Origin of the sequence: Janthinobacterium lyxosi (assembly GCF_051380665.1) — a bacterium.
GTDB lineage: Bacteria > Pseudomonadota > Gammaproteobacteria > Burkholderiales > Burkholderiaceae_D > Janthinobacterium.
In genome coordinates, this window is sequence record NZ_JBNYXM010000079.1 from 1 (window position 1) to 2,095 (window position 2,095).

At 54.0% G+C, this 2,095-nt stretch carries 1 protein-coding gene; it reads right to left on the bottom strand.

The genetic code is table 11. The features are described 5' to 3' along the window. On the bottom strand, positions 1–2,095 hold a 2,095-nt coding region (locus ACQ4WP_RS29215; protein WP_436526803.1), incomplete at both ends, for a condensation domain-containing protein.

Here is a 2,095-nt window from a genome sequence, read left to right on the forward strand (position 1 = left end):
TCAGTTGCTGCTCGCCGTATGTCAGTGCAATGGCTTCCGGCGTGCGTGCCGCATGCGTTTCGAAGCGCTGGTGCACCAGGATTGCCGGGGCCACCATCGGTACCGGGTTGAAATCAAACAGTACCTGTTTGCGTTCGCTCGTCGGCAAGATGTTCAGCCTGGAAATTTTCTTGTGGGGGCTCGTCGTCAGTGCCTGGACCAATGCCTCAATTGCGGTTCGTAGGTAGGCAACAATACGGGATGGATCTATACCGTGGACAGTTTGCGCGGTCAGCACAAATCCTTCTCCCAAATCATCCACGCAAATTGTGATCGGATAATTGGTACGCTCTTCTGATGTGAGCAAGCGAATGCCTACCCAGGCAGGCTCTGGTGCCTCGGTATTCGAATTACCTATGCCTGCAGTCGTATTGCGGTAGTTGAACAATGTATTAAATAGCGGCAGAGGTACTTTGACACCACTGCAGCGCTGCGCGAGTAGCAGCGGAGCCTGTTCATGTGCTAAAAGGTCCGTCAATTTTTGATACGTCTCGACGACTACTTCACTGACATTACGCTTAGTCAGCGAAACCCGGATTGGTAAAGTATTGATCAATGGGCCCGAAACCTGATCCGCTCCGGCCGTCCCTTGCAAACGCCCCGAAAGAACGGAGCCGAACACCACCTCTTCACGGCCACTGCATTCTCCTAGTACACGGGCCAAAGCAACATGAAATAAAACTGAGGGGGTGACACCTTCGATACGAGCGACGTCTCGAATTTTCTTCGCCATGCCGTCTCTCAACTCGTACTCAGCCTCGGCAACATCACTGCCACTTCCATTCACATCTAGCTGTCCGAATGCCGCAGTAGGTTCATCAATATCACCCAATTGCTCCCGGAAATAGGATTCATGCGCTTCTGTTGGCATGCTAAGACTTTGAGCAATAAAGTTACGGTATGGCCAGGACGGTCCTATTGTCGTGCGTTTTCCATTCAGTACAAGTTGTATCTCTGCCATGATTCGCTGCAAGGAATAATTATCCTCAACGATATGGTGAGTCAATAGCGACATAATCCATTCGCCAGTATGTGCATCCCTACCGACATGGGCCTCTATCAGAGGCGCACGATGCAAGTCTATTCGATAGTGGCGTGGGTCCGTTTGCTCCAGCATCTGTTGCTGCGCATCCACATCAGAAGACAAGTCGTATTCTTTAAGTGTCAAAGGAGCGTCTCGATACACAATTTGTAGTGGCTGAGATAGGCCCTGCCAGCTGATTGCTGTGCGTAATATGTCATGCCTGTTCATCACGAAGGCCAACGCCTCAACGAAGTTGTCCAGCCGCGTACGGCTATCAAAAATAAGCAGTGAGCGCAGCAAATAGGCATCGCCCTGTGTTTCCATCAAGTGATGGAACAACATACCCTCTTGAAGGGGGGACAGAGGATAGATATCCTGAATATTCGCTGCGCCACCTGGAACCGACGCCACAATACAGTCAATTTCTGGTTGTGTAAGCTGTATCAGTGAGAGCATCTCTGGTGTGATCGTCAGAGTCCCATCGGGAATCAGGTTTGGTGCCGCAATGTATTGTTGTACCGATGTTACTCGCGCATCCACAATCACAGCCGCCATCGCAGCCAGCGTCGGGGTGGCAAAGACAGTACGCACGGTAGCGATCAAGTTCTGCTGGCGCAAGCGTTCGATCAAAGTAATCACCGTAAACGAATGCCCTCCCAACTCAAAGAACTGATCATGGCGGCCTACTTGGGCCAATCCCAGCAGTTCCTGCCAGATGCCGGCCAGCGCGGTTTCCACCTCGCCCACTGGTGCCTCGTACTGCTGCACGGCCAGCGCATCTTGGTCCGGCGCCGGCAAGGCGTTCCGGTCCAGTTTGCCGTTTGGCGTTAGCGGGAAGGCCGGCAGCAGCACGAAGGCGCTCGGCACCATGTATTCGGCCAGGCCGCGTGCCAGCTCGCTGCGCAGCTCGGCCGTCGATGGTGCCATGCCTTCGTGTGCGGTCAGGTAGGCCACCAGGCGTTTGTCGCCAGCGTTCTCGCGGGCGATGACGATCGCTTCGCGCACCCCGGCGCAGGCGGCCAGCTTTGCTTC